The sequence below is a fragment of the Rhizobium sp. Leaf384 genome (genome assembly GCF_001424065.1).
Lineage (GTDB): Bacteria > Pseudomonadota > Alphaproteobacteria > Rhizobiales > Rhizobiaceae > Ferranicluibacter.
Genome location: NZ_LMQE01000008.1, coordinates 318947 through 342812, shown reverse-complemented (window position 1 = coordinate 342812; position 23866 = coordinate 318947). Strand labels below are relative to the sequence as shown.

General features: G+C 63.9%; 23 protein-coding genes. 16 read left to right on the top strand and 7 right to left on the bottom strand.

Going from position 1 to position 23866, the window contains the following annotated elements; translation table 11 throughout:
• The first annotated feature begins 85 nt into the window (after positions 1-85).
• The 7 genes from ASG25_RS19365 to ASG25_RS19335 all read left to right on the top strand — a co-directional run bounded on the left by ASG25_RS19365 (position 86) and on the right by ASG25_RS19335 (position 9368).
• Entirely contained in the window at positions 86-979 is an 894-nt protein-coding gene (locus ASG25_RS19365) for a LysR family transcriptional regulator (RefSeq protein WP_062477958.1), read from the top strand.
• Positions 980-1138: 159 nt separating this feature from the next.
• Positions 1139-1618 carry a formate dehydrogenase subunit gamma gene (locus ASG25_RS19360; RefSeq protein WP_062477955.1) on the top strand — a complete coding sequence of 160 codons (480 nt, stop codon included), beginning with the start codon at positions 1139-1141 and terminating at the stop codon, positions 1616-1618.
• Positions 1615-3183, top strand: coding sequence for an NADH-quinone oxidoreductase subunit NuoF (locus ASG25_RS19355; RefSeq protein ID WP_062477952.1), 1569 nt, complete (start codon positions 1615-1617; stop codon positions 3181-3183). Before ASG25_RS19360 ends, ASG25_RS19355 begins: the two co-directional genes overlap by 4 nt.
• Before the next feature lie 225 nt (positions 3184-3408).
• Positions 3409-6288 (top strand): formate dehydrogenase subunit alpha, encoded by a 2880-nt coding sequence (gene fdhF / locus ASG25_RS19350; RefSeq protein WP_062477949.1) that lies wholly within the window; start codon positions 3409-3411, stop codon positions 6286-6288.
• Between the two features lie 79 nt (positions 6289-6367).
• Positions 6368-7237, top strand: coding sequence for a formate dehydrogenase accessory sulfurtransferase FdhD (gene fdhD / locus ASG25_RS19345; RefSeq protein ID WP_062478172.1), 870 nt, complete (start codon positions 6368-6370; stop codon positions 7235-7237).
• Positions 7227-7604, top strand: coding sequence for a formate dehydrogenase subunit delta (locus ASG25_RS19340; protein WP_062477934.1), 378 nt, complete (start codon positions 7227-7229; stop codon positions 7602-7604). Before fdhD ends, ASG25_RS19340 begins: the two co-directional genes overlap by 11 nt.
• Positions 7605-7715: 111 nt before the next feature.
• A complete protein-coding gene (locus ASG25_RS19335; RefSeq protein WP_062477932.1) occupies positions 7716-9368 on the top strand; it encodes an OFA family MFS transporter in 1653 nt (550 codons plus the stop codon).
• A gap of 82 nt (positions 9369-9450) precedes the next feature.
• Here the strand turns inward: ASG25_RS19335 and ASG25_RS19330 are convergent, their stop codons facing one another.
• A complete protein-coding gene (locus tag ASG25_RS19330; RefSeq protein ID WP_062477929.1) occupies positions 9451-9753 on the bottom strand; it encodes a YggT family protein in 303 nt (100 codons plus the stop codon).
• A gap of 264 nt (positions 9754-10017) precedes the next feature.
• Between ASG25_RS19330 and ASG25_RS19325 the strand changes: the two genes are divergently transcribed.
• On the top strand, positions 10018-11259 hold the full coding sequence (locus tag ASG25_RS19325) for an MFS transporter (RefSeq protein ID WP_062477926.1): 1242 nt from the start codon (positions 10018-10020) through the stop codon (positions 11257-11259).
• A gap of 40 nt (positions 11260-11299) precedes the next feature.
• Here the strand turns inward: ASG25_RS19325 and ASG25_RS19320 are convergent, their stop codons facing one another.
• From ASG25_RS19320 to hemC, 5 genes are all read right to left on the bottom strand, one after another.
• Positions 11300-11776 (bottom strand): TerB family tellurite resistance protein, encoded by a 477-nt coding sequence (locus ASG25_RS19320; RefSeq protein ID WP_062478169.1) that lies wholly within the window; start codon positions 11774-11776, stop codon positions 11300-11302.
• Positions 11777-11900: 124 nt separating this feature from the next.
• On the bottom strand, positions 11901-13673 hold the full coding sequence (locus ASG25_RS19315) for a heme biosynthesis protein HemY (protein WP_062477923.1): 1773 nt from the start codon (positions 13671-13673) through the stop codon (positions 11901-11903).
• An 11-nt stretch (positions 13674-13684) separates the two neighbouring features.
• Complete coding sequence (locus ASG25_RS19310; protein WP_062477920.1) at positions 13685-15058, bottom strand: COG4223 family protein; 1374 nt, start codon at positions 15056-15058, stop codon at positions 13685-13687.
• 87 nt (positions 15059-15145) lie between these two features.
• Positions 15146-15847, bottom strand: a complete 702-nt coding sequence (locus ASG25_RS19305) for a uroporphyrinogen-III synthase (RefSeq protein WP_062477917.1) — start codon at positions 15845-15847, stop codon at positions 15146-15148.
• Positions 15848-15851: 4 nt separating this feature from the next.
• Positions 15852-16781: a hydroxymethylbilane synthase gene (gene hemC / locus ASG25_RS19300; RefSeq protein ID WP_062477914.1), complete on the bottom strand. Its 930-nt coding sequence runs from the start codon at positions 16779-16781 to the stop codon at positions 15852-15854.
• 77 nt (positions 16782-16858) lie between these two features.
• Here hemC and tsaD point away from each other — a divergent pair, with 77 nt between their 5' ends.
• Genes tsaD through ASG25_RS19275 form a run of 5 tightly spaced genes read left to right on the top strand, consistent with a single transcriptional unit; the run spans position 16859 to position 20353 of the window.
• Positions 16859-17953, top strand: coding sequence for a tRNA (adenosine(37)-N6)-threonylcarbamoyltransferase complex transferase subunit TsaD (tsaD, locus tag ASG25_RS19295; protein WP_062477911.1), 1095 nt, complete (start codon positions 16859-16861; stop codon positions 17951-17953).
• The gene (locus tag ASG25_RS19290; protein WP_062477908.1) at positions 17950-18954 is read left to right on the top strand and encodes an NAD(P)H-dependent glycerol-3-phosphate dehydrogenase; all 1005 of its coding nucleotides are present in this window, start codon (positions 17950-17952) and stop codon (positions 18952-18954) included. Before tsaD ends, ASG25_RS19290 begins: the two co-directional genes overlap by 4 nt.
• A gap of 18 nt (positions 18955-18972) precedes the next feature.
• A complete protein-coding gene (locus ASG25_RS19285) occupies positions 18973-19263 on the top strand; it encodes a YciI-like protein (protein WP_062477905.1) in 291 nt (96 codons plus the stop codon).
• A 5-nt stretch (positions 19264-19268) separates the two neighbouring features.
• A complete protein-coding gene (locus ASG25_RS19280; protein ID WP_062477902.1) occupies positions 19269-19712 on the top strand; it encodes an EVE domain-containing protein in 444 nt (147 codons plus the stop codon).
• The gene (locus ASG25_RS19275; protein ID WP_062477899.1) at positions 19709-20353 is read left to right on the top strand and encodes a methyltransferase; all 645 of its coding nucleotides are present in this window, start codon (positions 19709-19711) and stop codon (positions 20351-20353) included. Before ASG25_RS19280 ends, ASG25_RS19275 begins: the two co-directional genes overlap by 4 nt.
• Positions 20354-20383: 30 nt before the next feature.
• Here the strand turns inward: ASG25_RS19275 and ASG25_RS19270 are convergent, their stop codons facing one another.
• A complete protein-coding gene (locus ASG25_RS19270; protein ID WP_062477896.1) occupies positions 20384-20929 on the bottom strand; it encodes a hypothetical protein in 546 nt (181 codons plus the stop codon).
• Positions 20930-21231: 302 nt separating this feature from the next.
• On the opposite strand from ASG25_RS19270, the gene sdhC reads away from it, so the two are divergent.
• The 3 genes from sdhC to sdhA are packed head-to-tail and all read left to right on the top strand — an operon-like array spanning position 21232 to position 23864.
• On the top strand, positions 21232-21624 hold the full coding sequence (sdhC, locus tag ASG25_RS19265; RefSeq protein WP_062477893.1) for a succinate dehydrogenase, cytochrome b556 subunit: 393 nt from the start codon (positions 21232-21234) through the stop codon (positions 21622-21624).
• A gap of 10 nt (positions 21625-21634) precedes the next feature.
• On the top strand, positions 21635-22015 hold the full coding sequence (gene sdhD, locus ASG25_RS19260) for a succinate dehydrogenase, hydrophobic membrane anchor protein (protein ID WP_062477890.1): 381 nt from the start codon (positions 21635-21637) through the stop codon (positions 22013-22015).
• A gap of 4 nt (positions 22016-22019) precedes the next feature.
• Complete coding sequence (gene sdhA, locus ASG25_RS19255; protein WP_062477887.1) at positions 22020-23864, top strand: succinate dehydrogenase flavoprotein subunit; 1845 nt, start codon at positions 22020-22022, stop codon at positions 23862-23864.
• The last annotated feature ends 2 nt before the right edge of the window (positions 23865-23866 follow it).

The following is a 23866-nucleotide window of genomic DNA, read 5'->3' as shown; positions in this document are numbered from 1 at the left end:
GCCCTTATGGGGAACCGCGTGTGCCGGCTGAAGCGTCGGCTCCTCTGTTGCCGAGAGAGCCGGGAAAGCGCATGATCTCGCCTGCATGATCGACAAGCTCGAATTTTTCATCGCCCTTGCACAGGAACGGCATTTTGGCCGCGCTGCCGAACAATGCGGCATTACGCAACCGACCCTGTCTGCTGCCATCCGCCAGCTGGAAGACACACTCGGCGTCATGCTTGTCAATCGCGGCGCCCGCTATCAGGGTTTGACACCGGAAGGCCAGCGCGTGCTGGAATGGGCGCGTCGCATCGTCGGTGATGCCCGAACGATGCGACAGGAAATGCGGGCCGCAAAAAAGGGCCTCGTCGGACATATTCGTCTCGCGGCCGTCCCGACCACGCTTGCCATGGTGCCCCGCCTGACCGCGCCTTTCCAGGAGAAGCATCCCGACGTCACCTTCTCGGTACTCTCGACCACGTCCTCGAAAATGCTGGGCCTGCTGGAGAACCTCGAGATAGATGCGGGCCTCACCTATCTCGACAATGAACCGGTGGGCAGGGTCACGAGCGTGCCTCTCCTGATGGAGCGCTACCACCTCGTGGCGGCCGCCGGAACACCTCTTGCAGACCGGACCACCGTGACGTGGGCGGACGTCAGCGCCATTCGACTTTGTCTATTGACCAACGACATGCAGAACCGCCGCATCATCAATCAGCACTTCAGTGCGGCGGGCGTGCTGGCGCGTCCGACACTGGAATCCAATTCGATGATCGTCTTGTTCTCCCATATCCGCACCGGACAGTGGGCCAGCATCATGCCGTACAACGTCGCGAAATCCTTTGGCTTTCACGACGACATCCATGTCATTCCGATCGAGGAACCGGACGCCGGCCATCTCGTCGGACTGGTCGCGACCCATCGTGAACCCTACACGCCGCTCGTTTCCGCACTGCTGCATGAAGCCCGCAAGCTGGCCGAACATCACGGGCTTTGATAGAAATCTTCTATCGCTCCACGATTCTCCGCTATTGCTGCCGGGGCGCACCTCTGGAATCCTCATACCTGACGTCAGGCTCCGGTTATCACGACATGGGCCGCTTGGAGGAGACCGGAGCACACGCCGGTACGTCGCAGACCTGCATGGAGGAGCCTGGTGGATCGACACCCTGGGAAAAGCGATCTCGCAACGAGCGTGGCGGCGATCGTTGCCGATTTGAAGCATCTGGAGGGGCCGCTTCTGCCGATCCTGCATGCCGTGCAGGAAGTGTTCGGCTACGTCCCGGAGGAAGCCGTCCCCATCATCGCCGCCGACCTGAACCTGTCGCGCGCGGAAGTGCACGGCGTGGTGACCTTTTACCATGACTACCGCCACCAACCGGCCGGCCGGCACGTGTTGAAGCTCTGTCGGGCCGAGGCATGCCAAGCCATGGGGGCCGACCGCCTTGCCGAGCAGGTCAAGATCCATCTCGGCATCGATTTTCACGAAACATCGGCAGACGGCGCGGTCACTTTGGAGCCCGTCTTCTGTCTGGGGCTCTGTTCCACCGCGCCCGCCGCTATGCTGGACGGCGGCGTGCATGGGCGCCTCGACGCGTCGGCCCTCGACAGCCTCCTTGCCGAGGTGGTCGCATGATCCGGATCTTCATCCCCCGCGATGCCGCAGCCCTTGCCGTCGGAGCCGACCGCGTCGCGACCCGCCTGGCGCAGGAGGCGACGTCCCGCGGCCTCGACCTTGCCATCGTGCGAACAGGATCGCGCGGCCTGCATTGGCTGGAACCGCTTGTGGAGGTCGAAACCGCGAAGGGCCGCTATGCCTTCGGCCCCGTAAACGCAAACGATGTCGGTGCACTGCTCGACGCCGGTTTTCTTCATCCCGACGCGAAGGAGGGGATCGATCATCCGCTCTTCCTTGGCCCGACAGAGGATATCCCCTTCCTCAAGGACCAGACTCGGCTGACCTTTGCGCGTTGCGGCATCATCGACCCTTTGTCGCTGGACGATTATCGCGCGCATGGTGGGCTGTCGGGTCTCGCCAAGGCCGTGGCGTTGCAGCCGGAGGCCGTCGTCGAGGCCGTCACGCGCTCCGGCCTGCGCGGCCGCGGTGGTGCAGGATTCCCGACGGGGATCAAGTGGAAGACCGTTCTCGATTGTCCTGACACGCGCAAATACATCGTCTGCAACGCCGATGAAGGCGACAGCGGCACATTTGCCGACCGCATGATCATGGAAGGCGACCCCTTCGTCGTCATCGAGGGCATGGCGATCGCAGGTCTTGCAACCCGCGCCACCAAGGGGTTCGTTTATATCCGCTCGGAATATCCTCATGCCATCGATACGATGACGAAAGCTGTCGATCTGGCCCGGCAGGCGGGCATTCTCGGCCCGTCGGTGCTCCGCCGGGGGCCCAGCTTCGATATCGAAATCCGGACCGGTGCCGGGGCCTATGTCTGCGGAGAGGAAACTGCGCTTCTCAATTCGCTCGAGGGCAAGCGTGGCGTGGTGCGGGCCAAACCACCTCTGCCGGCGCACAAGGGCCTGTTTGGCCAACCCACCGTCGTCAACAACGTCATCTCGCTGGCCTCGGTGCCGGTCATCCTCGACAAGGGCCCGGAGCACTACCGCGACTTCGGCATGGGCCGTTCCCGCGGGACGATTCCCATCCAGATCGCCGGCAACGCCCGGCATGGGGGGCTCTACGAGGTCGGTTTCGGGCTTACCCTCGGCGAGATCGTCGATCGCGTTGCCGGCGGCACTGCGACGGGGCGTCCCGTCAAGGCGGTGCAGGTCGGCGGCCCGCTCGGCGCCTATTTCCCGCGCGCGCTGTTCGATACGCCGTTCGAGTATGAGGCCTTCGCCGCGGCCGGTGGCCTCATCGGTCACGCCGGCATCACCATCTTCGACGACACCGCCGACATGCTGAAACAGGCCCGCTTCGCCATGGAGTTCTGCGCCGTGGAAAGCTGCGGCAAGTGTACGCCATGCCGTATCGGCTCGACTCGCGGCGTCGAGGTCGTCGACCGCATCGGTCAGGGCATCGAGCCGGAAAAGAACCTCGCGCTGCTTTCGGACCTCTGCAACACGATGAAGTTCGGCTCCCTCTGCGCGCTGGGCGGGTTCACACCTTATCCGGTCATGAGCGCCGTCACCCATTTCCCGGATGACTTCGTCCCGGCACCGGTTGCGGAGGCTGCGGAATGACGATGAACGCTTCCACGATGATTGCATACCCCGGGCGGCCCTTCGCCGTGCCCGTCTATCTGGTTGTCGGGAGAGAGCACGTGGTCCGCGCGTTCTTTGCGCCGACGGCAGACTGTCGCCTTACATCCCCTCTTCCGGTCGAAACGGAGAGCCAGCGTCGACAGCCGGATCGGGAGCAACCCCACGCCAGGACCACACAAGATCCTCATCGTTCAGGAGACCCCCATGCTGCTCGTTCCTGAAACCGATTTCGGCACTCCGGCCTCCCGCGCGAAAACGCAGGTCACCCTCACCATCGACGGTCGCGAGATCACGGTGCCCGAGGGCACATCCATCATGCGCGCGTCGATGGAGGCAGGCATCCAGGTGCCGAAACTCTGCGCCACCGACATGGTCGATGCCTTCGGCTCCTGCCGGCTCTGTCTGATCGAAATCGAGGGCCGCAACGGCACGCCTGCGTCCTGCACGACGCCCGTCGCTCCCGGCCTTGTCGTTCACACACAGACCGCCCGACTGAAGGATATCCGCAAGGGGGTGATGGAACTCTACATTTCCGATCATCCGCTCGACTGTCTCACCTGCGCCGCCAATGGTGACTGCGAGCTGCAGGACATGGCCGGCGCAGTGGGCCTGCGCGATGTTCGCTACGGCTATGACGGTGACAATCATGTAAAGACGCGCGCGGGCGAAGGCCTGAATGCGCGCTGGATGCCGAAGGACGAATCCAACCCCTATTTCACCTATGATCCCTCCAAATGCATTGTCTGTTCACGCTGCGTGCGGGCATGCGAGGAGGTGCAGGGCACGTTCGCGCTCACGATCGAGGGCCGTGGCTTCGACAGCCGCGTGTCGCCCGGTCAGCACGAAGATTTCCTGTCTTCGGAATGCGTTTCCTGTGGCGCCTGTGTCCAGGCCTGCCCGACCGCGACGCTGACGGAAAAGTCCGTCATCGCCATTGGCCAGCCGGAGCATTCGGTCGTTACCACCTGCGCCTATTGCGGCGTCGGCTGCTCGTTCAAGGCGGAAATGCGCGGCGAGGAACTGGTGCGCATGGTGCCGTGGAAGGATGGTCAGGCCAATCGCGGCCACTCCTGCGTCAAGGGCCGCTTCGCCTATGGCTACTCGACCCACAAGGAGCGCATCCTCAACCCGATGATCCGCGAGAAGGTGACCGACCCCTGGCGGGAGGTCAGCTGGGAGGAAGCGCTTGCCCATACGGCAGCAGAATTTCGACGCATCCAGTACCAGTACGGGCGCGAGTCGATCGGCGGCATCACCTCGTCGCGCTGCACCAACGAGGAAACCTATCTTGTCCAGAAGCTGATCCGCGCCGGTTTCGGCAACAACAATGTCGACACCTGCGCCCGCGTCTGCCATTCGCCGACGGGCTACGGCCTCGGCCAAGCCTTCGGGACATCGGCCGGCACGCAGAACTTCGACTCGGTTGAGGAGACCGATGTCGTCATCATCATCGGCGCGAACCCGACCGATGGTCATCCCGTTTTCGGTTCGCGGCTGAAGAAGCGGCTGCGGCAGGGTGCCAGACTGATCGTCATCGACCCTCGCCGGATCGATCTCGTCCGCTCGCCCCATATCGAGGCCGCTTATCACCTGCCGCTGCGCCCCGGCACCAATGTCGCCGTCGCGACGGCGCTGGCCCACGTGATCGTTACCGAAGGCCTCTGCGACGAGGAATTCATTCGGACCCGATGCGACTGGTCGGAGTTCGAGGACTGGGCTGGCTTCGTTGCGGAAGAGCGTCACAGCCCGGAGGCAACCGAAGCCCTGACAGGGGTTCCGGCCGATGACCTGCGGGGCGCTGCCCGTCTGTTTGCCACGGGCGGAAACGGCTCGATCTATTACGGCCTCGGGGTGACCGAGCACAGCCAGGGCTCGACCACCGTCATGGCGATTGCCAATCTGGCCATGGCGACCGGAAATATCGGCCGCCCGGGCGTCGGCGTGAACCCCTTGCGCGGTCAGAACAATGTTCAGGGCTCCTGCGACATGGGTTCGTTCCCCCATGAGCTCCCCGGTTACCGGCACGTCTCGGACGACGCAACGCGCGATATCTTCGAAAAGCTTTGGGGCGTCACGCTCTCCGACGAGCCGGGCCTGCGCATTCCCAACATGCTGGACGCAGCCGTCGACGGATCCTTCAAGGGCCTCTACATCCAGGGCGAAGACATTCTCCAGTCCGATCCCGACACCAAGCATGTTGCGGCAGGTCTGGCCGCCATGGAATGCGTCGTCGTGCAGGACCTGTTCCTCAACGAAACGGCGAACTACGCGCATGTCTTCCTGCCTGGCTCCACCTTCCTCGAAAAGGACGGAACATTCACAAATGCCGAACGCCGCATCAATCGCGTGCGCCGGGTCATGACACCGCGCAACGGCTATGCCGATTGGGAAGTGACGCAGAACCTCGCCCGTGCCATGGGCCTTGCCTGGAGCTACACGCATCCGTCTGAGATCATGGACGAGATCGCAGCAACAACTCCGAGCTTCGCCAAGGTCTCCTACGCCTATCTCGAAGAGAAAGGCTCCGTTCAGTGGCCATGCAACGAAAAGGCGCCCGAGGGCTCCCCGATCATGCATGTCGATGGCTTTGTGCGCGGCAAAGGCAAGTTCATCCGCACGGAGTATGTCGCGACCGACGAGAAGACCGGTCCGCGCTTCCCGCTTCTCCTGACCACCGGCCGTATTCTCAGCCAGTACAATGTCGGCGCGCAGACGCGGCGCACCGAGAATGTCGTCTGGCATGAGGAGGACCGACTGGAAATACATCCGCACGATGCCGAACTGCGCGGCATCCGCGATGGCGACTGGGTGCGGCTGGCCAGCCGCTCGGGTGATACAACGCTCCGGGCGCTGATCACCGACCGTGTCGCGACCGGCGTCGTCTATACCACCTTCCACCACCCGACGACCCAGGCCAACGTCATCACCACAGACTTTTCCGACTGGGCCACCAACTGTCCGGAATACAAGGTCACGGCGGTGCAGATTTCGCCCTCGAACGGACCGTCGGAATGGCAGACGGAATACGAGGACCAGGCTCGTCAGTCGCGCCGCATCATCGGCAAGCTGGAGGCTGCGGAATGAGACATGCCGCGCACCAACACGATGCGCCGGGATGCCGTCGGGCGGTGGACAAGGACACCGCCGCACATAGATCATGTCCATGACCCAATCCACCAATCCTCCCCTCGCCCGCACCGTCGCCGAACTTGCCCGCCGGAAGGGCCACATTCGTCCGGCGAGCCGGCAGGTGCCCGAAGAGACCCCCGTCGCCTTCAGCTATGGCGGTTCCACACACGCCGTCATGATGGCGACGCCGGCGGATTTCGACGATTTCGCCACAGGCTTCAGCCTGACGGAAGGAATCATCACCGATCCTGCCGAGATCGAGAACATCGAAACCGTTGAAACCCCCGAAGGATATGATCTGCAGATTATCCTGCGCGATGAATCACACGACGCGCTGGTAACCCGACGCCGGCACATGGCCGGTCCCGTCGGCTGCGGTCTGTGCGGCATCGAATCCTTGGAACAGGCAGTCCGCCAGACGCCATCGGTCGCCGCCGCCCGGCTCAGCCTGACGCCTGACGACATCACGCAGGCCGTCGCCTTGCTGAACACTCGGCAACCGCTGCATGCGGAGACCCGGGCGGTCCACGGCGCCGGTTTCTTCGCGCCCGATGAGGGCCTGGTCGCCGTGCGCGAGGATGTCGGGCGGCACAATGCGCTCGACAAGCTGGCAGGCGCCGCCGCCCGCCAAGGCTACAAGGGGGCTACCGGCGCCGTCGTCGTCACGAGCCGGGTCTCAGTCGAGATGGTTCAGAAGACGGCCATTCTCGGAAGCCCTTTCATCATCGCCATCTCGGCGCCGACGGCGCTTGCCATCCGGACGGCAGAGAAGGCGGGCATGACACTCGTAGCGCTGGTTCGCGGCGAGGATTTCGAGGTCTTTACCCATGCGGACCGTATCTGTGCCGAAGGCAACCAACCCCGAGCCGTCCGGCCAACCGAAAGGACCAGCCATGTCGCCTGATCCCGTATCGGACGTTCATTCGGGAGAAGACGGCCCTCCGCATGGCACGGACGCAAAGCTCGTGCGCATGGCAAACCAGATTGCCACGTTCTTCCGCTCGCAGCCGCAGGAGGACGGGCCGGCGGGCGTCGCGATCCATATCAACAAGTTCTGGGAGCCCCGGATGCGCGGCGCGTTTCTTGCGCTGATCGAGAACGGCCATGCTGGATTCGATCCGCTCGTGCTTTCAACTGCTCCGCTCATCAAGCGGCCACACGCGAAAGAGGATGCGATCGGCACCGGTGCGGATGCGGCCCGTGGCGCACCCGGCGGCAAGGGCACGGCTGCGGGCGAATCGCTGTCGGAACCCAACATGCCCGAAAGGTAAACCATACGCGGCGTCGATCGTCCTTGCAGTGAGGAGACGGCAGGTCATCGATCCCGCGCTTGAGAACAAAGACCAACCGCCCGAGGAGGGGCTCAGAGGAGGAGGACAACGATGTCGACAACGGCAGAACACTTTGGCATTCCCGGATCGGCGGGGCTGCTCGACCGGGAGCGGATCATTGCCAAGCCCGGTTTCAACCGCTGGCTCGTTCCTCCGGCGGCGCTCGCCATTCATCTCTGCATCGGCATGGCCTATGGTTTCAGCGTGTTCTGGTTGCCTCTGTCAAAGGCGATCGGCATCACGGCGCCGGCGGCGTGCGCCGATCTGACGCTGGGGTCGGCGCTTTTTACCACGACCTGTGACTGGAGGGTCAGCGATCTCGGCTGGATCTACACGCTGTTCTTCGTGCTGCTCGGCTCGTCTGCCGCAATGTGGGGCGGCTGGCTCGAGAAGGTCGGTCCGCGCAAGGCAGCGACCGTTTCGGCCTTCTGCTGGTGCGGCGGTATCCTCATTGCCGCCCTTGGTGTTGCGACGCACCAACTCTGGATGATGTGGCTGGGTGCCGGCGTCATTGGCGGCATCGGGCTCGGCCTTGGCTATATCTCGCCTGTTTCCACCCTCATCAAATGGTTTCCCGACCGCCGCGGCATGGCGACAGGCATGGCGATCATGGGTTTTGGCGGCGGCGCCATGATCGGCGCGCCGCTTGCCAATATCCTGATGACGCATTTTCGCTCGGACACCTCGGTCGGCGTCTGGCAGACCTTCGTCGTCATGGCGCTCGGCTATCTTGTCTTCATGCTGGCGGGCGCCTTTGGCTACCGCATTCCGCCTGCGGGCTGGCGTCCGGAGGGATGGGTCCCGCCGGCTGCAAAAAGCACGATGATCACGACCCGTCACGTTCACCTGCGCGATGCGCACAAGACGAAGCAGTTCTGGCTGATCTGGGCCGTGCTCTGCCTGAACGTGTCCGCCGGCATCGGCGTCATCGGCATGGCTTCGCCCATGCTGCAGGAGATCTTCGCCGGCTCGCTGATCGGTGCGCCCGGTGTCGCCTTTACCGATATGTCGAAGGAGCAGCTGGCAGGCGTGGCCGCCATCGCCGCCGGCTTCACCGGCCTTCTTTCGCTGTTCAACATCGGTGGGCGCTTCTTCTGGGCCTCGCTGTCCGATCGGATCGGCCGCAAGAACACCTACTTCTGCTTCTTCGTCATCGGAATCGTGCTCTATGCACTGATACCTTGGGCGGCGGGCATTCAGAGCAAGCTTCTCTTCGTCGGGATGCTGTGCATCGTCCTGTCGATGTATGGCGGCGGGTTTGCCACGATCCCCGCCTATCTGGCCGACATCTTCGGCACCCAGTTCGTTGGCGCCATCCACGGACGCCTGCTGACGGCCTGGGCAACGGCCGGCATCATCGGGCCGGTCGTCGTCAATTACATCCGGGAAGCGCAGATTGCCGCCGGGCTGCCGCGTGATCAGGTCTACAACACCACCATGTACATCCTTGCCGGCATGCTGGCGCTCGGCCTTGTTGCCAACGCCTTCGTGCGGCCGCTGGCCGACAAGTGGTTCATGAAGGATGCGGAGGTCGCAGCGCTCCAGGCAAAGACGGCGGCCGTCAATGCCGGTCCGTCCGGTTCCTTCGGCATCGGCCGAGGTGGGCTTGATGCGAAGGCGATGCTCGCCTGGGCCTGTGTCGGCTTGCCGCTGGCCTGGGGCGTGTTCGTCACCGTGAAAGCCAGCCTTGCGCTCTTCGGGTGAACACTCTTTGGATCAACAAAAAGGCCCTTCGCACGAGAGATCGCGCGAAGGGCCTTTGTTTTTCAAAGCGACAAAAATCGGATCAGTAGGTCGGTGCGAGCAGGGCCGGAGCGATCGTCGTGTTCAGGAACTGCTGCAGGAAAAACAGGATAACCAGAACCACCAAGGGCGACAGATCGACGCCGCCCATATTCGGCAGAATGCGGCGGATCGGGCGGTAGAGCGGCTCCGTCAGCTGATAGAGCGACCGGCCGATCATGCTGATGGCCTGGTTGTTGGTATTGATGATGTTAAACGCGTACAGCCAGGAAAAGATCGCCGAGGCAATGATCAGAAACCAGGCGATGTTGATGATGAAGTTCAGCGTTGCGATGACGGCGAGCATGCCGGGCCTCCGGTTCCGGGACCACCGTGTGCCATCGGCGATGGGCAACCGTCGGTCCAACATTTATGGCGTCGCATAATTTTCTCCTCGAACCGATTCCGGAGCGGAGCATTATGCAATAGTTGGAAGACATGTAGCCACTGGCAGGCAAGGCGGCAACCCTGCGGTCTGCGCGGTGTGAAACATGTTTAAGACGACGCTGTGCCGCACCAGCCGGCGTCCATATGAACGGGCCGATGCACCAGAGGCCGGGAAAGACCATTCATGTCCATCGTCGAAACCGGAGACCGCTACGCCGCCTTCCGGCATGTCGGGTACCGCCGCTACTTCTTCGCCCGCTTCCTCGCCTACTTCGCCATCCAGATCGTCAGTGTCTCCGTCGGATGGCAGATCTACGACCTGACGCGAAATCCCTTCGACCTCGGCCTGATCGGCTTGTTCCAGTTCCTGCCGTCGCTGGTTCTCATTCTCGTCACAGGATCGGTCGCCGACCGCTACAACCGGCGCATGATCATGGGCGTCTGCATGGGCGTTAGCACGCTCTGCGCGGCGGCCCTGCTCGCTCTTACCCTGACGGGCACCTTCTCCCTCTGGCCGGTCTATACAATCCTGGTCGTGTTCGGCATCGAGCGGGCCTTCCTCGCGCCGGCCTCCCAATCGCTAGCCCCCAATCTCGTACCCGAGCGCGATCTGGCCAACGCCATCGCGTGGAACTCCACCTCCTGGCAGACGGCAATGATCGTCGGTCCTGTCATCGGCGGCCTCATCTATGCGCTCGGACCGGCCGTTCCCTACAGCGTCGCCGTCCTGTTCTTCGCCGCCAGCGTCATCATGGTCTATGCCATCCCCAAGCCGGCCCAGAAGAGCAGCCAGACGGCGCAAAGCTGGCAGGCCATCACGGCCGGCTTTCGCTACATCCGCGCGGAGAAGGTCGTCCTTGGCGCCATCTCCCTCGACCTCTTCGCCGTGCTGCTTGGCGGGGCCATTGCACTCATGCCGGTCTTCGCGCGCGATATTCTCGCGCTCGGCCCGTGGGGCCTGGGTCTCCTGCGCGCGGCGCCCGGGGTCGGCGCGGTCGGCATGGCCATGTGGCTTGCGGCCCATCCGATCCGGCATCGCGCCGGCGTGCTGATGTTCGTCGGCGTGGCGCTGTTCGGGCTCGGTACGGTCGTGTTCGGCCTATCCGCGACGCCCTGGATCTCCATCATCGCGCTCGTCATCATGGGCGCTTCCGACATGATCTCGGTCTATGTTCGGGAAACCCTGATCACGCTGTGGACGCCGGACGAGCTGCGCGGACGTGTGAACGCGGTGAACATGGTGTTCGTCGGCGCATCGAACGAGCTTGGTGAGTTCCGGGCCGGAATGATGGCTTCCGCCATCGGCGCGGTTCCCGCCGTGGTCATCGGCGGAGCCGGCACCTTGCTTGTGGCCGTACTCTGGTCGCTCGGCTTCTCGCAGCTCCGCCGCATCGACACGCTCGATGCGCCCGAGACGAAACGATAGAGGCCGAGGGCCGCGTACGTTACAGAGGCGGAAAAGCGTCTCAGCGCTCCGCCGTCTCGACGACGTCGGATTTCGCCGCAGCCTCCTGCCGCTTCATAATGCGGTCTCGGCTGGATACGCCGAGAAGGTCTGCGATCCGCCAGATGACGTGATCTTCCATCTCGCTGCGTTCGCCGTCCACGTAGACGATCTCCCAGAGCATCCCGACGAGATCGATCCGCTGCTCCTCGCTGAAGTGCCGCTTGATGTCGGAGGTGAAACGGAAGAAGTCGATCGCCTCGCTCTCGGCATCTTCGCCAGCAGCGATCAGCGCATTCAGCGCAGCGTCGTCGAGCGTGTAGTGCTCCTTGATCATCGAACGCACCTTACGGCGCTCGACGTCGTCGGCATGGCCGTCGGCCTCCATGACCTGAATGCAGAGCGCGACGATCGCGATGCGCGGATCGCCGGCCTCGATCGGATTCGGGTGCTCGGCACCGGTGAGACTGTCGATGAAAGTGCGGATACGGTCGAACATGGATGGCGCGGCGCTCACGGCAGGAGGGTCGTTGATGCTGACAGGAAAGACGAGCCGCAAAGCCCGGTCTAGCCCCCCTTGGCTTCGCACGTGCGAAAAGGGGCCCCGCAGGGCCCCTGAACCGTCAGAAAAGTTTGAATGTCGTCTTTTCTGCAACTTTATCGGTGCGAACGCCGGGATCATCCGGCGGGCGCCCGAAGAACGGCTCGACCGGCGCTTCGGCGGGTTTGGTCGCAGAACGACCACCCGATGAGGAGGGCTGCGCCGGGGATGGGGACAAGGGTGAGGACGACGGCAAGACCGGTGTCCGGACAGCAAGCGGGGTCTCGTCCTTCGTGACGAGCTCCTTTCCGGGCGTGCCGTCCGTGTCCGCTGCAACGTTCGGACGGGCCGGCTCGGCGTGCTCGTGGACGATGACCGATTCGGTCGGCACCGGTACGGCAATCGCGATCGTCCGTTCCACCGTTTCGGTGGGCTTTGTCGGCTGCGTCGCGACCTCTGCATCCTGTTCGGCCCGGCGTGGCACGGCAACGGGTGTCGCAACCGGTGGCAGGCTGCGGATCGCCGCTTCGCCGCGGCTGACGCCACCCTCTTCGAGAGGACCGTCGATCGTGCTGACGGGCATTTTCCACTCGAACGCATCCAGGCGACCGCTGACGGGAGACACGGGCAGCCATTCCTGCGAGACCACGCCATCGGCGATCCAGGCCGCATCGCGCGGGCTCTTCAATGCCTGGTTCATCCAGTGGCGGATGCGCCCTTCATCGCCCGTATCCGCTTCCTCAATATCGGCAAGCAGCAGGAAGACGCTTTCTGTCGGCGCAATGCGGGCGGCAGCTTCCGCCATGGAGCGCGCCAGTCCCAGCTCTCGGGCCTCCAGAGCACTCTCGGCAACGACCATCAGCGACACCGCATTGTTCGGCTTCCAGGCTTCCAGCTTGCGGGCGCGCTTTAACCGGTCGACCGCGGAATCGCCGCTTCTTGCGCGGACGTAGGCTTTGGCGATTTCGGGATGCGGCGCGTGTTTCCAAAGCTTTTCGAGCACGGACGCCGCCTTGCGCAGATTGTCCTCCCGAAACAGGGCCTTGGCCGCTATGAGGCCGGCCGGCACCAGCGTAGGGTCGAGCTTCAGTGCGGCCAGCGCGTCGTCGCGCGCGGCCTTCGGATCGGCATCCAGCCGTTCCCGTGCCCGTGCCGTAAGCAGCACCGCCTTCTTGCGGTCGGCCTCCTTGCGGTCGATGACATGACTGGTGCGGCTCTGGTCCAGAAGATGCACAGCCTCGTCCCAGCGTCCTGCCTGGCTGCGCTCGTCGAGCGTGGCGAGCGTCGCCCAGGCGAGATGCGGCGCCTTGTCGGCCGCTTGTTCGGCATACTGCCGGGCTGCCTCGTTGGCACCCAGACGCTTGGCTTCGAGGTAAAGACCGCGCAGGCCGAGCTCGCGTGTTTCGGGATCCTCGGCCATTCGCTCGAACTTGCGACGGGCATCATCATGCTTGCCCTCGATCAGCGCGGTCTGCGCCTCGAGGAGATGGATCAGCGGCTCCTGATCGGCGGACAGGAGACCGCGCGTGCGCGCGGTCATCTTGCGCGCGAGGATAGCATCGCCGGCACCGGCGGCAATCAGTCCGGTCGACAGCGCCTGATAGCCACGGTCGCGTTTGCGGACCCGGAAGTAGCGGGCGATCGAATGCGGCGAAAACCAGATGACGCGGACAAGCCAGACGACAAGCAGAATGGCTGCGATGAGCGCGACAAGCAGAGTGGCGCCGACCATCAGGCTGGTCTCGATACGCTGGCCCATCCAGACCAGCGATAGCTCGCCCGGCCGGTCGGCAAGCCAGGAGAACCCTGCACCGAGTGCGAGGACGATCAGGACGAAGATGAGAATACGGATCAAATCGGCTCTCCTCAGCCCTGCTTGACAGGTGTGGGGCCGGTTGCGGCTCCGGCGACGGCGGCATCGATCAAACCTTCGACCTTGATGCGCTCGTCGAGCTTCGTGCGGAATGCCGCGCCGGCGTCTTTGGCAGGCTGCGGCAGGCCGTCCCATTCGAGGCTTGCGCCTTTGAGGTCACCATTGGTCAGGCGCTCCTCGATCCGCGCCACGACGGCTTCCGGACCTGTGCCCTCGACGCTGCCGACGGGACGCACGCGAACAGCCGAGGCCGCGCTTCCGATCAGCCGCGAGAAGATGCCCTGGTTCGGGTCGGCGCCCTGAATGGCGGCCAGCATTGCGTCGGCCGTGTCGGGGAACGATCGTGTCAGATCCGCGCGCGCGGAGACGCCACGGGGGGCGATGTCGGCCAGACCGGCGACGGCCGGGTCATCGGGCGAAACGGTCTTCAAGGCATCAAGTTCGGCGAGGAATGGGCCGCCCCGGTCGATAGCCGTCTTCAGGGCGGTGACCGCGATGGCGCGTGCAAGCTGCACGTCGCTGGCCGGCTCGTCCAGTTTCTTCTCGGCTTCCTCGATGCGCGTCGAAAGCTCGGATGTCGTCGCTTGTGCCGCACGGCTCTGGTCGGCAAGACCGGACTTCACGGTGGCGAGTTCCTGGGTCAGGCTCTCGACCTGTGCCTTCAGATCGTTCGTATCGGAGGAACGACCATCCACGCCGATCGCCTGCTCGAGAGCTGCAAGCCTTTGTTCCAGGCCTTCGCTGGCAGGCGAGCCCGCCGCGGGTGCCTGCGCCTTCAAGGCATCGATTTCCGCAGCGAGATCGCGCTCCGATGAGCCATTGTTCGACGATGCCGGACCGATCGATGGGAGGACACCGGCATATTGAAGGACACCGGCGCCGGCAAGAGCGATCAGGCCGCCGACAATCCCCGCGGCCAGCGCACCCGAGCGTGAAGGACGCGCAGGGGCCGCACGATTGGCAGATGTCGAAGAACCCGCAGGCCCCGAACCCCCGATGGGCGGCGTCGGCGGGACGGAGGAGGTCTTCTCGGACCGGGCCGACGCTGCAGGCTTCGCAGCAGAGGCTGCGGCAGCGGCTTCGACGCGCGCATCCTTGGCGGCCTCGGCTTTGAGGCTCCTCTCCACGGCCGGATCGGCCGGCGTCCCCTGATCGGTCGGCAACCCGTCGATCTTATCCTTGGCCGGAGGGCCCATATCGGAAGCCGCCACGACTGCGTCAGCGGGCAAGACCGTTTCCGGTGCTTTTCGGCGAGCGTCCCGGTCTTCCGGTCTCGCTGCATCGGATGCAGCGGGCGTGGCAGGCAGATCGATCGTCAGCGGCTGCCGGTCGGGCTTGGTGCGGCGCGGCGGTTTCTCCGGATCCATGCTCTCTTCTCTATGCGTGAGGTCAACAGCATAAACCTAGACACCGACCTGGGCGAGGGAAAGGCCCCACCGGTCGATTTGCTTCATTCAGGCGTCGAGAAGAGCAAGCAGGGTATCTTCATCCGGAGAGGAAGCGATCTCCACGTGACGACATCCGGGTGGCACGGCGTCGGCAATGCGGGGACCGAGACAGAGGATCCGCACCGTCGCGGAAAGCATTGCGGGAGCGATGTCGGAAAAGAACTGCCTGGCTGCTTCCCGCGAGTAAAAGAGCACCGCTTCCGGGCTGAATGCGTGAACCTGCGCCGAAAACGCACCGGGCGGGCGGACGACGGGCCGCATGCGGTAGACCAGCCGAACCTGAAGCGGGACACCGGCAACGGTCATGCGCGTTTCCAGTTCCGGCAGGCGGGGTGTGCCCGCGAGATAGAGCAGAATGCCCGTTGCCGAAGCCCGATCACGAACGATCAATTCCGCGAGGCCTGCAGCATCTCCAGGACCGACTCGAACGCGGGAAAAGCCGAGATCGAGCGCCGCCTCCGCCGTCGCGTCGCCGACGCAGTAGACCGGCAAAGAGGCAAGCGACGACAATGCCTGGGGGGACTGCCGCAGCGCACGGAACGCTTCGGCACTCGTTGCGACAACCGCCGAGGCGGCCAACGCTGTCGCCCGGATCGGCAAGTGCTCGGCTTCGCTCAGGGGCAAGAGCAGTGTCTTGTGGCCGGCAAGCGCAAGCCTCCGGAGCGTTTTGTCCGCGGTGGTTTCCGGGCGCGTGACGAGGACGCGCATCCGCTCACGTCCAGCTGGAAAAGAAGCCGGGAGCCGCATCGGCGCGAATATCCTCGCCTGCCTGTGCGCCGATCTTCCGGGCATCCGTAGCCCGACCTTCGGCATAGACCCGGTGATGCTGCGTTCCGTCCGGTGTCAGAATCATCCCTGAGAACGAAATCTGCTCGCCGTCCGAAACGGCGTAGCCGGCGATGGGCGTCCGGCAGGAGCCATCCAGCGTGTCGAGAAATGCGCGTTCGCAGGTCACCGCCTCTTCTGTCGTCCGGTCGTTGATGGCCGAAAGAAGCGTGTCGATCCGGGTATCGCCGATCCGGCTCTCGACGGCAATCGCACCCTGGGCAGGGGCTGGCGGAAAATAGGTGGGATCGAGAATTTCTGTTGCGACCCCTTCGAGGTTGAGCCGCTTCAGTCCGGCGAGCGCCAGCAGCGTGCCATCCACCTGGCCCTCGGCCAGCTTGCGCAGGCGGGTCTCGACAAGACCGCGATAGACGATGACGTTGATGTCGGGCCGCAGTCTCCGGATCAGCGCTTGTCGGCGCAACGAGGCCGAACCGACCGTCGCCCCTTCCGGCAGGGCGAGAAGCGTGGGCGCCGTGCCGCCGATGAAGGCGTCGCGGGCGTCCTCTCGCGGCAGAAAGGCCGACAGAAACAGGCCGTCGGGCAGGCGCGTTGCCATGTCCTTGGCCGAATGGACCGCAAAATCGAGTGTTCCCGCCAGCAGCTGATCCTCCAGCTCCTGCGTAAAAAGTCCCTTGCCGCCGATTTCGGAGAGCGCTCGATCGGTGATGCGATCGCCCGCCGTCGACAGCGGCACGATCTCGAACATCTCCTCCGGCAAGCCATGCGCCAGCATCAGCCGATCGCGCGTTTCATGGGCCTGAGCCAGCGCGAGCCGACTGCCGCGCGTGCCGATCCGGAAAGGTTTCGTTTGCATCCGCTACGATCCATTGTTACCGGAGGTCCGTGTATCTCCCTTTGTTCCCGTCTGCAATCTTCGAGTCATCCACCCCAATGAACCGGCCCTTGCGTATTCTCGGCATCGAGACGAGCTGCGACGAAACCGCCGCTTCCGTCGTGCTGCGCGCCGAGGATGGGCGCGGCGAAATCCTGGGCGACGTGGTGCTGAGCCAGCTCGAGGAACACAGCCTCTACGGCGGCGTGGTACCGGAAATTGCAGCCCGCGCGCATGTCGAGGCACTGGATACCCTCATTGCTGAAGCGCTCGAGCGCGCGCAAATGTCGCTGTCGGACGTCGACGCCATCGCGGCGACCAGCGGCCCGGGCCTGATCGGGGGCCTGATCGTCGGCCTCATGACCGGCAAGGCCATGGCGCGCGCGGCAGGCAAGCCGCTCTATGCGATCAACCATCTCGAAGGCCACGCTCTGACCGCGCGACTGACCCACGGGCTCGCCTTTCCCTACCTGATGCTGCTGGTGTCGGGCGGTCACACCCAACTGATACTGGTGCGCGATACCGGTGACTACGAGCGCTGGGGGACGACCATCGACGATGCTTTGGGCGAGGCCTTCGACAAGACGGCAAAGCTCCTGGGTCTCCCGTATCCCGGGGGTCCGGCCGTCGAACGCGCCGCGCGCGACGGCAACCCGGAACGCTTCACCTTTCCCCGGCCCTTGGTCGGCGAGGCCCGTTTGGACTTTTCCTTTTCAGGCTTGAAGACCGCCGTGCGGCAGGCCGCACAGTCGATCGCCCCGGTGGCGGAACAGGATATCGCCGATATCTGCGCCTCTTTCCAGGATGCGGTCTCGCGAACACTGAAGGACAGGATCGGCCGCGGCCTCAAGCGCTTCCGAACCGCCTATCCGGATGTCGACAGGCCCTCTCTCGTTGTTGCCGGCGGTGTTGCGGCCAATCAGGCTTTGCGCACAACGCTCGACAGCCTTTGTGGCGCGAACGGCTTTGCATTCGTCGCGCCACCGCTCCATCTGTGCACCGACAATGCGGCGATGATCGCCTGGGCGGGTGCGGAGCGCATGGCGGCCGGTCTGCCCGCCGACGATCTTTCCGTGTCGCCCCGTGCCCGCTGGCCTCTGGACGCGCATGCACAGACCCTGCTCGGCTTCGGCAAGCGAGGCGCGAAGGCATGAGCGACGCGGCGATCTCTTCTGCCGGGAAGGTGGCGGTCGTCGGCGCCGGCGCCTTCGGGACGGCGCTCGCAGCGACAATCGCGCGTGCAGGCCGCGCCGAGGTCCTGCTCATAGCCCGGCGAAGGGATGTAGCGGACGCGATTCTGGCCCGGCGCCGGCATGAAGACGCGCTTCCCGGCATCGACCTGCCGCAAACGCTATTTGCGACGACGGACCCGGCCGCTCTCTCGGGAGCAGGGATAGTGCTCTTCGCCATGCCGTCACAGGCACAGCGCGAGGCTGCGCAGACGCTGAAGCCATACCTCGACCCGGGAGCCGATATCGTTGTCTGTGCCAAGGGGCTGGAACGCGGCACCGGCCGCCTCCTGACAGGGGTCGTGGCGGATGAACTCGGACACCATGCAGTCTCCGTTCTCTCCGGCCCCGGTTTTGCCGCCGATATCGCCATCGGCCTGCCAACCGCGATGGTCATCGCCGCGGCCTCGGCAGAGCAGGCCGCGCGGCTTGCAAACGCTCTTTCCGGCCCGACATTCCGCCTCTATCCGTCAATCGACCGCACGGGCGTGCAACTCGGCGGCGCGCTCAAGAACGTGCTCGCCATTGCCTGCGGCATTGTCGAAGGGGCGGGGCTCGGCGAATCCGCCCGTGCTGCCATGATCGCGCGCGGGCTTGCCGAACTCTCCCGCTATGTCGCGGCCTGTGGCGGCCAGGGAGAAACGGTCCGCGGCCTGTCCGGACTCGGTGATCTCGTTCTCACCGCGACAAGTCACCAATCGCGAAACCTGCGATATGGCATCGCCCTCGGACGCGAAGGCCGCGCGGTCACAACAACCGCCGATCTCGTGGAGGGTGCGCTTGCAGCCTCGGTTGCGGCAACGGAGGCCCGGCGCCTCGGCCTCGACATGCCGTTGACCTTCGCCGTCGCGGCCATGATCGATGGCGCAATCGACGTGGGAACCGCACTGGAACAGCTCATGTCCCGCCCCATCACACAAGAATAGCTTCGGAAAGGCACGATCATGCTCTTTGCAGCCCTTTGCACCGACAAAGAAGGTGCACTCCAGATCCGCATCGAGACGCGGCCCACCCATGTCGCCTATCTCGACGATCTGAATGCCCGCGGCATCTTGAAGATCGCCGGCCCGTTCCTCGGGTCCGACGGCAAGCCGAACGGCAGTCTGGTCATCATCGAGGCGGAGGACAAGGCGGCGGCTACGGCGCTCTTTGCCGAAGACCCCTATGCAAAGGCCGGTTTGTTTGCCTCCGTCGAGGTCCGCGCCTGGAATTGGGTGTTCAACAAGCCGGAGTGACGGACATGGGCTATTGGCTCTGGAAATCCGAACCCTTCAAGTGGTCCTGGACCATGCAGAAGGACGCCGGCGACGCGGGAACCGAATGGACAGGCGTGCGCAACTACCTTGCCCGCAACAACATGCGGGCCATGAAGATCGGCGACAAAGGTTTCTTCTATCACTCGAACGAAGGACTGGAGATCGTCGGCATCGCCGAGGTCTGCGCGCTCTCGCACCCTGATTCGACCGCAGAGGGCGATCCGCGCTGGGACTGCGTCGATATTCGGGCCGTTTGCGACATGCCGACGCCCGTGACCCTGAAGGAGATCAAGGCGAGCGAGAAGCTGAAGGACATGCAACTGGTCACGTCCATGCGGCTCTCGGTTCAGGCCGTGACGGAAGCGGAATGGCAAGAAATCTGCCGCATGGGCGGCCTCGACAATCCTCCGCTCTCGCCCACAGCGTGAAGACCGATCCGGAGCGCTTCATCCGCGAGAACACCAGCATCTTCTCGCCGCCGCACGTCCCCGAGGTGAAGCTTCGCCTGGCGAGCGAGGCGCATGATCTGTGGCTGAAGACAGAGGACGAGCTGGAGGCCATCGGCCTGCCGCCGCCGTTCTGGGCCTTCGCCTGGGCTGGCGGCCAGGGACTTGCCCGCTATGTGCTTGATCATTCCGATCTGGTGGCTGGCAGAACCGTCGTCGACTTTGCGTCCGGCTCGGGTCTGGTTGCGATCGCCGCCATGAAGGCCGGCGCGGCATCCACTCTGGCGCTGGACACGGATCCTTGGACCGGCACTGCGATCCGGCTCAATGCACAGCTCAACGACGTGGTCATTGCCCACGAGAATGCCGACAGGATTGGCCAACCGGTCGCCTGTGACGTGTTTCTTGCAGGCGACGTCTTCTACGACAAGGCATTCGCCGACAGGCTGGTACCCTGGTTCGACGATCTGGTTGCCGCGGGCATCGACGTGATCGTCGGAGATCCCGGCCGTGCCTATTGCCCGCGCGACCGGATGGTGCCGCTGGCCTCCTATGCGGTCCCGGTGACCCGTGCGCTGGAAGACAGCGAGGTGAAAAAGACGACGGTTTGGCGGTTTCGATGACGGCGCCGCCGACGGCCTTCGTGTCCGGGCTCAACGCCCGCGAATGACACAAACCCCGGCCTCGAAGCTGCAGGCACTGTCGTTCCGACGGATAGCGCCGCGATTCACCGTCATGACGCCGCTTCGCGCAACGCTGTTGTCGGGCTGCGTATAGCGCTCGAAATCGCCATAGCTGGTATTCTCGTCATAGCTCGTGATCGTGAAATAGCTGCCGGCGCCGCTGCGATACCAGGCATTCGCATTCCCGGAAAACCGGCCCGATCCGACGATGACCGCCGCAGGTGCACGCCCGTCGCGGCGCATGCGCTCGTCCCCGCGCCATGTTGTCGCATCCTCTCGCACCCGGTACCGGCTCTGGCCGTCGAAAAACCCACGAACGACCCGGTAATCGGGAACCGCCTGACGCCGACCCTGAAGCCGGACGCCGGATCGCTGTTCCAGCTGCTCGGCCTGCGCGGAATACGTGCGGAAATACTGTCCGCGATAGCCCTCGTCCCGGGCTTCGGCACCCCCAACGGCCGTTACCACAAGGGCTGCAGCGACGGCCAGGGGTCGCAGGGCGATGTCACGATACATGATGAACCTCCGACAGATCTTAACAAACCGTTAAAGACCAATCTGGCGCAGGACGGCCCAAAAGTCAGGCCGTTGCCGCCTGTTTCGCTGGATATGTTTAACGGGTCAAATGCGATGCAAACGCTTGTCCGGTAAACCTCCGTCTCTAATCGATTAATTTCTTTTCGCGCTGCAAACAGGCTTGTTAAGACCCCTGCCGAAGATTAAAGCTCGCCACAACTGAATGCTGCGCAATCCCTGCGCAAACCGGATATAAAGAGTCTAGTTTTTGGACGATTGACCGGTCGTTCTGTGAGGTTCAGATGACGAATGTCACCAAAAGCCGGCCGCTTTCGCCGCATCTTCAGATCTACAAGCTCATTCCGACCATGCTCATGTCGATCGTGCATCGCATTACCGGCGCTGCACTTTATTTCGGCACTGTTCTCGTCGCCTGGTGGTTGATCGCAGCTGCCAGCGGCCCGGCCTACTACGATTGGGCCAGCTGGTTCTTCGGCACGATCATCGGCCAGGTCATCCTGTTCGGATACACATGGGCGCTGATCCATCACATGTTCGGCGGTCTGCGCCACTTCATGTGGGATCTGGGCTATGGTTACGAGAAGGAATTCTCGACGAAACTCGCCATCGCCAATGCCGTCGGCTCCATTACCGTGACGCTCCTGTTGTGGATCGTCGGCTACATCGTTCGCTGAGGGTTTGACCATGGATATGCGCACACCCCTCGGTAAGGTCCGCGGTCTCGGTTCAGCCAAGGAAGGCACGGAGCATTTCTGGCGCCAGCGCCTGACGGCCGTGGCAAACGTGCCTCTTCTTACCTTCTTCGTCATCTTCATGATGACACATGCAGGCGCGCCGTATGCCGACGTGGTCGCAGCGCTCGGCAATCCGTTCGTCGCGGTCGTCATGGCCCTTGTCGTCATCTCCGCACTGACCCACATGCGGATCGGCATGCAGGTGATCATCGAGGACTACGTTCACGCCGAAGGCATCAAGATCGTCCTTCTCATGCTCAATACATTCTTCGCGATCGCGGTTGGCGGGCTCTGTCTTTTCGCCATCCTGAAGCTCGCCTTTGCAGGATAAGACCATGGCATCGACCGAAGCACCGTCCGTCAACGGCAAGGCCTACCAGTATGTCGACCATTCCTACGACGTGATCGTCGTCGGCGCCGGCGGCGCGGGACTGCGCGCCACGCTCGGCATGGCCGAACAGGGTTTCAAGACGGCCTGCATTACAAAAGTCTTCCCGACGCGCTCCCACACGGTCGCAGCCCAGGGCGGCATTGCCGCGTCGCTGCAGAACATGACCCCTGACAGCTGGCAGTGGCACCTTTACGACACCGTCAAGGGCTCCGACTGGCTGGGCGATGTCGACGCCATGCAGTATCTCGCCATGGAAGCGCCGAAGGCGGTCTATGAGCTCGAGCATTACGGCGTGCCTTTTTCGCGCAATGCCGAAGGCAAGATCTACCAGCGTCCCTTTGGCGGCCACATGCAGAACTACGGCGAAGGTCCGCCGGTGCAGCGCACCTGCGCCGCCGCCGACCGCACCGGCCACGCCATTCTGCACACGCTCTATGGTCAGTCGCTGAAGCACAATGCAGAATTCTTCATCGAGTATTTCGCGCTCGATCTCATCATGTCCGACGACGGCAGCCGCTGCACCGGCGTTGTCGCCTGGTGCCTCGATGACGGCACCATCCACCGTTTCTCCGCCAAGATGGTCGTGCTTGCGACCGGCGGATACGGCCGCGCCTACTTCTCGGCGACGTCAGCCCATACCTGCACAGGCGACGGCGGTGGCATGATTGCCCGCGCCGGCCTGCCGCTGCAGGACATGGAGTTCGTCCAGTTCCATCCGACCGGCATTTACGGCGCCGGTTGCCTGATCACCGAAGGTGCCCGCGGCGAAGGCGGTTACCTCGTCAATTCCGAAGGCGAGCGCTTCATGGAGCGCTATGCACCGTCCGCCAAGGACCTTGCGTCGCGCGATGTCGTCTCGCGCTGCATGACGCTCGAAATTCGCGAAGGTCGCGGCGTCGGCAAGGCAAAGGACCATATCTTCCTGCATCTCGACCATCTCGATCCCGCCGTTCTGAACGAACGTCTGCCGGGCATTTCCGAGAGCGCCAAGATCTTTGCCGGCGTCGACGTGACGCGGGAGCCGATCCCGGTTCTTCCAACGGTGCACTACAACATGGGCGGCATCCCCACCAATTACTGGGGTGAAGTCCTAAATGCCGATGGCGAAAACCCGGAACGCATCATTCCGGGCCTGATGGCCGTCGGCGAAGCGGGCTGTGCCTCCGTGCACGGCGCCAACCGCCTCGGCTCGAACTCGTTGATCGACCTGGTCGTCTTCGGCCGTGCCGCCGCCATCCGCGCCGGAGAGGTGATCGACCGAGCAAGCCCGATCCCCGCGCTGAACAAGGCCGCCTGCGACAAGATCGTCGGCCGCCTGGACAGGCTGCGCTACGCCAGCGGCGGAACGCCGACATCCGTCCTGCGCGAGAAGATGCAGCGCACGATGCAGGAAGACGCCGCCGTGTTCCGCACACAGGAATCGCTTGAAAACGGCTGCAAGCGCATGAGCGCTATCTGGTCCGACATGTCCGACATCAAGGTCACCGACCGCTCGATGATCTGGAACTCGGATCTTGTGGAGACGCTGGAACTTGAAAATCTGATGGCCAACGCGATTACCACGGTTGTCGGCGCGGAAGCCCGCAAGGAAAGCCGCGGCAGCCATGCACGCGAAGATTACACCTCCGGCCCGTTCGGCGGTCGCGACGACGTCAACTGGCGCAAGCACACGCTGGCCTGGGTCAACGACGCCGGCGACGTCAAGCTCGACTACCGCCCCGTTCACACCGAACTGCTCGCCGAAGGCATCGATCCCTACAAGATCGAGCCAAAAGCGCGCGTCTATTAACG

Coding starts and splice junctions, on each gene's coding strand:
- ASG25_RS19365 (WP_062477958.1), top strand. CDS start 86: ATGATCGACAAGCTCGAATTTTTCATCGCCCTTGCACAGGAACGGCAT.
- ASG25_RS19355 (WP_062477952.1), top strand. CDS start 1,615: ATGATCCGGATCTTCATCCCCCGCGATGCCGCAGCCCTTGCCGTCGGA.
- fdhF (WP_062477949.1), top strand. CDS start 3,409: ATGCTGCTCGTTCCTGAAACCGATTTCGGCACTCCGGCCTCCCGCGCG.
- fdhD (WP_062478172.1), top strand. CDS start 6,368: ATGACCCAATCCACCAATCCTCCCCTCGCCCGCACCGTCGCCGAACTT.
- ASG25_RS19340 (WP_062477934.1), top strand. CDS start 7,227: ATGTCGCCTGATCCCGTATCGGACGTTCATTCGGGAGAAGACGGCCCT.
- ASG25_RS19335 (WP_062477932.1), top strand. CDS start 7,716: ATGTCGACAACGGCAGAACACTTTGGCATTCCCGGATCGGCGGGGCTG.
- ASG25_RS19330 (WP_062477929.1), bottom strand. CDS start 9,753: ATGCTCGCCGTCATCGCAACGCTGAACTTCATCATCAACATCGCCTGG.
- ASG25_RS19325 (WP_062477926.1), top strand. CDS start 10,018: ATGTCCATCGTCGAAACCGGAGACCGCTACGCCGCCTTCCGGCATGTC.
- ASG25_RS19320 (WP_062478169.1), bottom strand. CDS start 11,776: ATGTTCGACCGTATCCGCACTTTCATCGACAGTCTCACCGGTGCCGAG.
- ASG25_RS19310 (WP_062477920.1), bottom strand. CDS start 15,058: ATGGATCCGGAGAAACCGCCGCGCCGCACCAAGCCCGACCGGCAGCCG.
- ASG25_RS19305 (WP_062477917.1), bottom strand. CDS start 15,847: ATGCGCGTCCTCGTCACGCGCCCGGAAACCACCGCGGACAAAACGCTC.
- hemC (WP_062477914.1), bottom strand. CDS start 16,781: ATGCAAACGAAACCTTTCCGGATCGGCACGCGCGGCAGTCGGCTCGCG.
- tsaD (WP_062477911.1), top strand. CDS start 16,859: ATGAACCGGCCCTTGCGTATTCTCGGCATCGAGACGAGCTGCGACGAA.
- ASG25_RS19290 (WP_062477908.1), top strand. CDS start 17,950: ATGAGCGACGCGGCGATCTCTTCTGCCGGGAAGGTGGCGGTCGTCGGC.
- ASG25_RS19285 (WP_062477905.1), top strand. CDS start 18,973: ATGCTCTTTGCAGCCCTTTGCACCGACAAAGAAGGTGCACTCCAGATC.
- ASG25_RS19280 (WP_062477902.1), top strand. CDS start 19,269: ATGGGCTATTGGCTCTGGAAATCCGAACCCTTCAAGTGGTCCTGGACC.
- ASG25_RS19270 (WP_062477896.1), bottom strand. CDS start 20,929: ATGTATCGTGACATCGCCCTGCGACCCCTGGCCGTCGCTGCAGCCCTT.
- sdhC (WP_062477893.1), top strand. CDS start 21,232: ATGACGAATGTCACCAAAAGCCGGCCGCTTTCGCCGCATCTTCAGATC.
- sdhD (WP_062477890.1), top strand. CDS start 21,635: ATGGATATGCGCACACCCCTCGGTAAGGTCCGCGGTCTCGGTTCAGCC.
- sdhA (WP_062477887.1), top strand. CDS start 22,020: ATGGCATCGACCGAAGCACCGTCCGTCAACGGCAAGGCCTACCAGTAT.